The organism is Pseudomonas sp. WS 5079 (assembly GCF_012985465.1).
Taxonomy (GTDB): Bacteria; Pseudomonadota; Gammaproteobacteria; order Pseudomonadales; family Pseudomonadaceae; genus Aquipseudomonas.
Window position 1 is genome coordinate 1 of record NZ_JAAQWN010000025.1, and the last position, 6844, is coordinate 6844.

The window sequence follows — 6844 nt, forward strand, 5'->3', positions numbered from 1 at the left end:
ACGAAGTCAGGGCTGAGGCTTCCAGGGTTAAGAGCCTCCCTATAACCAGCTTCAGCAGTTGCGTTTTTCACTTCCGCCGGCACTGTAGAGTCGGATATCGGAAGACCTTCGTAATCCTCCGCGCCTCTCCTTGGCCACTCCAGCGCCTGACCACGGCCATTCTTTTTCTCTCCTGAGAAAAGCGATGCCCACCTACCAGACTGCAGCTGCTTCCTATATTTGCCATCAATGTAGGTGGTTGCCCTGCGAAGCGCTGACTCATTTTGCTCATCTGTAAAGCCAGATATATCTATGCCGCGTCCCGCGGCATAAGCCTTGAGCGAATCCAGTGAAATATAGGACTCGGCGGCAGGAAGTCCGGTGCCGTCCTCAACGATAAGTGGCATAATAAATTCCCGGAATTATTTCTATGTAGCGCTAGAGCGCAGGAGACGTTTATGGGTAGCTGTAGTGTTGATGGCTGTGCTAAGCCGCATCAGGCTCGCGGCTACTGCGAAAGCCATTATCGAAAGCTCTTAAAATATGGCGACGCAGAGTACGTAACGCCTAAGTTTGTGCCTGATCGCTGCAAGGCTGATGCGTGCAAACGAAATGCGGAGTGCCAAGGCTATTGCAAGGCACATTACGCGCGCGTACTCAGGCATGGCGACCCGCTGCTGGGGCGGACTGCAATCGGAGGCGCGCTTCATTGGCTTGAGTCGAATGCATCGCACGAGGGTGATGAGTGCCTGATATGGCCATTTAGGCGTAGGCCTAACGGCTATGGCGAAGCACCCTTCCGAGGCGGGCGCATGGCTGCAAACCGGATAATGTGCATTCTTGCTCATGGCGAGCCGCCGACTGAAGAACACCACGCAGCTCATGACTGCGGCAATGGTTTTGGCGGCTGCGTAAATCCCAAACACCTTCGGTGGGCGACCAAGTCTTCCAATGAAATGGACAAGGTCGATCACGGAACCTCTAATCGCGGCTCGCGTCACGGAATGTCCAAACTGACAGAGAGCGAAGTGCGCTCAATCCGTGCAGCAGAGGGATCCATGACCCAAAAGGCTATCGCCGCGCAATTTGGAATCAGCAGAGCAGCTGTTGGTAGCATCCAATCAAGACAGCGGTGGTCTTGGCTGGACTGAATAGGTGGAGCGTCATGCGCTCCGGTTTTGCGGGGTGTTACGCCTTGGCGGCAGCAAGTGCGGCCTGCAAGGCTTCCAGGTTCGCTTCCTTGTCGAACTCGATATTCAGCGCGGTCAGCTCGTCGATGACCTTCTGCTTTTCGGCAGCGGCCAGAGCTTCGTCCAGCTTCTTCTGCAGGGTTTCCGTTTTGCTGTTGCCGGCAGCATCGATGCCCAGCGCTTTCAGCTTGGCGAAGAGCTCGGTTCGCTCGTCGCCGTCGCCGGCAGGCGCCTTGCCATCCAAGCTCAGGAAAGTAAGGCGAGACGCGCCCTTATGTCCTTCTGAGGTCAGATCGACCTCCTTGGTTTCGCCGGGCAGGATGTAGACGACACCATCCGTGGTGTGCACGCCCTGCAGCGCCTTAGAGCTATTGGTCACTTTCATGTCGACCTCCTATCAGGCTGCTGGTGGGGTGATTTCGTCGAGGTACGCAACGGCGCCCGGCAGACGAATCTCGGTACCGCCAGTGCGGGCGATGATCCCGGTTTCGAATCCCATGATGGACTTCTGGCGCGGAGCCAGGACGCGGCGCGGCATCGGTAGGTGGAATCGAACAACTTCCGGGTCCTTGCGGTACGCAACCAGACGACCACCGCCATCCTGCGAAGCGTTACGGGCTTCACGCAGCGGCGCGATGTCCAGCGGCAGGCCGGTTTCGGCGGTATAGATGTTATTGCGGCGCATGTATTCCAGCACCGTCATGAAGCCATCACCAGCACCCATGCGCTTGGTGGCCACAGCGCGAAATGCGTCAGGCGGCATACGCAGGGTATCTGCCCACTCGACCTCAGCAGTGTTGGTGCGGATGCCGCCCAGCAAGCCGTTCACGTCAGCCATGATCAGGTCAACGTCTTTGGCGGACCAGTAGGTCGAACCAGCAGTGCCGGACGCAGCAGCGTCAACGCGCGAAACGTTGCCGTCGTTCAACAGGCCAGTCCAGCGCTTCTCAGCACTGCCAGTGAAGGCGATGGTGTTCAGCAGGCGCTCTACCTTGTCGGCCGCGGAATCGGCCTTTGTGCCGCTCAGGTTGATACCGTACAGCTGCGCCTGGTTCACTTCTTCCAGGTTCCACTCCCAGCCGGAGCCGATCATGGCGAAGTCGTGCGATGCCTGGTCGTGAGTTGCGGAGTTGAAAGGCATATCAGTGCCGGAACCGGACAAGAACTTGGCCTCGCCAGCGGTATCGACGGTGAAGAACGTGGTGCCGATGGCCCATGGGGCGCCTTCAGTGACCACTGGAATGCTCGCGGCGTAGTTAAACGTCGGGTAGCGGCGCGTGTAGATGCGCGTTTCGATGTTCCGGCCTTGAGCCAGAACGAACGGGAACGCCGACTGAGCGTCTTCGAAAACTTGAGGCATGTTAAGCGCTCCGATGTTTGAGGGAGATTTCGACGATGTCGCCGTTCGCACCGGTGGTGTCGAAGAAGGCGCCCGGGATCAGCACAGCGCCGGCCGCGGCAGTCGTCACGTAGCGATTGGTGGCGGCGACGTAGTACACGTCATCGCCCGGCACTACAGCGGCGCCGGCGGTGACGTACATCTGACCATCGGTCATGAAGGCGCCGGTGAAGTCCTGCGGGTAGCCGTCCACCAGCGTCGAGCCAGTAGCAACTGGCGGGACAGCAGCAGTGAGCACGGCCAAGCCGAGGAACAGAGTGCCGGTGGCAGCGATCTTGTGGTCGTTGCCTGCGCCCGCCACGCGGAAGCCTGGCGCGCCGAAGACAATGCCCTCGGCGTTCGAGACGGTGCGACTGATCTTGTTGCACTTCTCTTCGTTGGCGACCAGGCCGGGCACGCCCTTGGCTGGAGCGTTGGTGTACGTGGTTTGGTAAGTAGCCATGGTGTGCTCCTTATGCCTTCGGCAGGTGGGCGGTTTGCATGTCCGAAATCATCTTCAGGCGTGCTTTTTCCGATTCGTCGCCGACGGTCTTGCCGTCCTGCTGAATCATGTGCTTGCGGAAGGGGTCAGCGGCCGGGTCTTTCGCGGCGTCTTCCACCAGGATCTCGAAGCGCGCATCGATGTAGGCGTCGGCCTTACCAGCCACTGCAGCGTCACCCAGCTTGGCGATGACCACGGCCTTGCGGATCTCGGCATCGGTCTTGCCGGTGTAGTCGGCGTCGGCGATGGTTTTGGCCTTGGTGAGCAGGTCAGCACGTGCGGTGACGCGCTTGTCGATGTCGGCATCGCTGATCACAGCTGCTTTCAGCTTGGTGATCTCATCGTCCTTCTTGGCCAGTTCACCATCCTTCAGCGCGATCGCAGTAGCGTGCGCGTCGGTCAGGGTCTTGGTGGCGGTGGCAGCATCGGCAAGCTTGGTGTTCAGCTTCTCGATGGCCTGGGCGCCTTGCTCGGTGACATCAATGGAGATGCCATCGACAAGGAGTTTTCGCAGTGCATCAGCCATGTCATGGCCTCCTTTGGGGGTGTCTGGTTTGTGGTCACCGATGCGAAGATCGATGCCGCCCCGAGCGCGATGCTCAAGGCTGAGGTGGTTCATTTTCATGGGCCCGAGGTAGCAGTCGTACTGCTCGCCGTCGACGGTTACGCCATCCTGGAACACGACTTCGGCGCCGTAGCCCATGGAGAGCTCACGCTTTCCTGACTCGTAGTCAGCAATGGCCTTGGCATCCATCAGCACCAACGGCACCTTGACGAACTGCCCGTCGCGCACCACTTCGCCACCGGTTTGGCCGATCGCGACGTCCTTCCAGTTCTTCGAGTTGACGCCATCGCCACCCGGGTGGCCGTTGGTCATGGGCCGATATGCGTAGGAGTGCATGGCGTCGGCGTGGAACACCGCGCTTTCGGGTCGGTAGACGCGAACGATTGGCTTATCGCGCAGACCGTGTTCGTTGTCAGGGTCAATCTCGGTGCCCAGGTAGTCCTGGATACCGGTGCGTGCGACCCGTGCTTCGGCTACCAGGTAACCGTCCTCGGTGCGCCGCACGCCCGTGATTGGCACGGAGTCGGTAAAGATCATGGGATGATTTCCTCAGGGTCTGGTTTTTCGGCAACGGTCGAGAGCGGGAGATCATCGTCGCCCTCTTCGTCCGGAAGCTCGGCCCCGAACTGGTCGATGGCCGCTTCCAGCCCAGGCATCACGCTCAGTTCCACCAGCAGGTTCACCGAGGCAGCAGAAAGGGCGTCCTCGGGAAACAGGGCCGAATCCTTCAGCGCCTTGATGGTGTCCGCCGTGGTCTTGCCGATGTCAGCCCGCTCTTTGGCAGTGGCCTGCCACAGCGGCGCCCATGAGTAGTGGATCTCACTGGGCCGACTGCCCAGAGCCGAACGGATCAGGCACTCATCCAGCACGCTCATGGCTGGCTTGATCTCCAGCTTCTGGCGTGATGCGACGTTGTCGTAGTAGTTGCGGGTGTTCTCTTCGCCATTCGCGCCCAGGCCGGTGGAGGATTGGCCGAACATGCGGGTGCCAGGGATATCGAACGCCCCGGACACGCCCTGCTCCGTCTTGGCGATGACCTCAGGCAGATTGCCGAAGCTGGCAGACTTTGAGCTGTGGGTCTCGGCGCCATCGAGGATCAGCGTGCCGTTGATGCCCTTTGCGGTAGCAGCCAGACGCAGGCGCTCCAGCAGCAAGCGCTCGTAGTTCTTGTCCTGCATGCTGGACATGAGGTTCGGGATATTGATGACGTCGATCTTGGCCTCGTAGACCAGGCTGACCACGTTGGCCACTGTCTCGTCGTAGTGACGCACTGCGGGCATAGCGGCCAGAAGCACAGAGTCGCCCCAGCCGAAACCGGTGCCCACCGCCAACTCAGGGTCGGGGTGAGCAGCGCCGATGAAGATCACCAGGCGCGACGGGTGGATCTCAACCACGCTACCAGGCAGGCGGTAGGCTTTTGGCTTTCCAAAGCGCGGGCTCTGCGGGTCTTGCTCGATCTCGGTTGCGCTCAGCTGCCGGCGGGTCATGACAGTGAGGTACTTCACGCCTCCCTGCTTTACTCGCTCAGGGTTGAGCTCGGACGCCGTATCGCGCTCACCGGTGCCGATGAACACAGCAGCACCACCGAACAGGCGGGCCTTCAATAGGGCCTCAAGGATCTTGCCCTTGACGTTCAGGCGGTCCTCTTCGGCCTCGATCAGCTCAATCTGCTCCTTGTCGGCCTGCCAGTTGCGCCAGTTACGACATGCGTCCACCGCAGGGATGGTCACACCCTTCTGGGCCGTCCACGAACCACGAAAGGCGTTCAGCAGCTGCTGGTCGTCCATCTCCGGCACGGCATAGTGCGAGTGGGATGCCTTGTCGCGCGCAGTACCCAGTCCTGCGACCAGGTTCTGCAGGCTGTCTTTCAGGTAGCTGAATGCGCTCATGAGTTGCTCACGTTTGCGAGTGTGTAGCTGCCCGCAATCGGGAAGCGCTGGACAATGAAGTAACCGAGTGCGTCGACCGGGTCTTCAGTGCCGTCCTTGTTGGGTTCGCCGTTTTCGGTGTATGCCTGCTGCTCCAGCACCTGTGTGGTCACTGGGCAGTTGTCGGTGTTCACCAGGTAGCGGCGCTTATGGTCGATATTCAGGAACATGGCATTCACTGCCAGCACCCGATCGCGCACCATGGGGTTGGATGGGTTAACCATCACCATGAAGCCGGCGGCGCGGAGCAGGCTGTGGTCCGACTCGCTGCCGTTGACGCTCTTGCGGTTCTTGCCGCTGGCGTCCGGATAGACCGTGATGCTGTGCCCGGGGAAGCGGCGCTTCAGCTCGACGATCATTGCCGGCGTGTCGAATAGGCTGGTTGCCTCTTCCAGCAGCATGGGCAGTCCGTCACGGATGACATGGATCGTCGCGGCCATCCGGTTGATGTTGAAGTCCATGCCGATGTGCAACTGCTCGCCTGGGCGAATTGTTGCGTCGGTGTGGTTCTGCTTGCGGCAGAAGCTTGGATACACGCTGCCCGACGTCAGGTTGACGAACAAGCCATCAATGTAAGCGTCCACCAGGTTCGCCGGGTAGGACTCGCGCAGCGACTTGATGTAATCCTTCGGCAGGTTCTTTGCGTTCTGCCGCGTCGAGGCGTGCACGATGCCGTACAGCGGGCGCTGGCTGGGATTCGATGCAAGCTCCTTGACGAACTTGCGATACACCCAGTTGAAGCCCTCCGGCGTCGTGGTGACGTCAATGGTGTTCATGTCGCGGCCAGGCCAAACCGTGGACATCCGCGCAATGATCTTCTTCCATGCGCTGTCGGCCTTCTTGATCGGCATGCAGTCGATCTCATCGACCAGCGCATGCGCGATGTTGAAGCCAACGATGCGGTGCGGGTGTTCCATGCTCTTGCAGACGATCGTGGACAGACACCGCCCGCGGTTGTCACGCAGGTACACGCGCTTCTTGCTCGGCACGATATCGGCGAACAGGCCAAACGCCTCAGCAACCACCGGCATGGTGTCGTAGAAGATGTCGGCGATCTGCGGGTAAGTCGGCGCGAAGTAGCCCTGGGGTATGCCAGGGTTCTCCAGCGCATTGATACAAAGCCGCACGCACCCCACGAAAGTCTTACCGCTACGGTAGCCGCCGACGAACGCTGAAAACTTCTTGGGGTGGCTGATGAACTCGAACTGGGGCCTATTCAGCTTCAGGGTCGCTTGCATCTTCTACCCCGATGATTACTTGCTTGGGCTCGGGCAGGCCCTTGTTCGGGTCTTCCAGTTCGCG

At 60.1% G+C, this 6844-nt stretch carries 7 protein-coding genes; all 7 read right to left on the minus strand.

The features are described from left to right. Positions 1-386, minus strand: a 386-nt coding sequence (locus HBO05_RS28910; RefSeq protein ID WP_172315020.1) for a DnaT-like ssDNA-binding protein, incomplete at its 3' end; no start/stop codon positions are given. Positions 387-1167: 781 nt separating this feature from the next. Further along, positions 1168-1554: a hypothetical protein gene (locus tag HBO05_RS28915; protein ID WP_172315022.1), complete on the minus strand. Its 387-nt coding sequence runs from the start codon at positions 1552-1554 to the stop codon at positions 1168-1170. Positions 1555-1566: 12 nt separating this feature from the next. Next, a complete protein-coding gene (locus tag HBO05_RS28920; RefSeq protein ID WP_172315024.1) occupies positions 1567-2529 on the minus strand; it encodes a DUF2184 domain-containing protein in 963 nt (320 codons plus the stop codon). 1 nt (position 2530) lies between these two features. Next, positions 2531-3010, minus strand: a complete 480-nt coding sequence (locus HBO05_RS28925) for a hypothetical protein (protein ID WP_169956919.1) — start codon at positions 3008-3010, stop codon at positions 2531-2533. A 10-nt stretch (positions 3011-3020) separates the two neighbouring features. Then, positions 3021-4151, minus strand: coding sequence for a DUF2213 domain-containing protein (locus tag HBO05_RS28930; RefSeq protein WP_169956918.1), 1131 nt, complete (start codon positions 4149-4151; stop codon positions 3021-3023). Further along, positions 4148-5503 (minus strand): phage portal protein, encoded by a 1356-nt coding sequence (locus tag HBO05_RS28935; protein ID WP_169956917.1) that lies wholly within the window; start codon positions 5501-5503, stop codon positions 4148-4150. Before HBO05_RS28935 ends, HBO05_RS28930 begins: the two co-directional genes overlap by 4 nt. Beyond that, positions 5500-6780, minus strand: coding sequence for a terminase family protein (locus tag HBO05_RS28940; protein WP_172315026.1), 1281 nt, complete (start codon positions 6778-6780; stop codon positions 5500-5502). Before HBO05_RS28940 ends, HBO05_RS28935 begins: the two co-directional genes overlap by 4 nt. Positions 6781-6844 lie beyond the last annotated feature (64 nt).

Coding starts and splice junctions, on each gene's coding strand:
- HBO05_RS28940 (WP_172315026.1), bottom strand. CDS start 6,780: ATGCAAGCGACCCTGAAGCTGAATAGGCCCCAGTTCGAGTTCATCAGC.
- HBO05_RS28935 (WP_169956917.1), bottom strand. CDS start 5,503: ATGAGCGCATTCAGCTACCTGAAAGACAGCCTGCAGAACCTGGTCGCA.
- HBO05_RS28920 (WP_172315024.1), bottom strand. CDS start 2,529: ATGCCTCAAGTTTTCGAAGACGCTCAGTCGGCGTTCCCGTTCGTTCTG.
- HBO05_RS28925 (WP_169956919.1), bottom strand. CDS start 3,010: ATGGCTACTTACCAAACCACGTACACCAACGCTCCAGCCAAGGGCGTG.
- HBO05_RS28930 (WP_169956918.1), bottom strand. CDS start 4,151: ATGATCTTTACCGACTCCGTGCCAATCACGGGCGTGCGGCGCACCGAG.
- HBO05_RS28915 (WP_172315022.1), bottom strand. CDS start 1,554: ATGAAAGTGACCAATAGCTCTAAGGCGCTGCAGGGCGTGCACACCACG.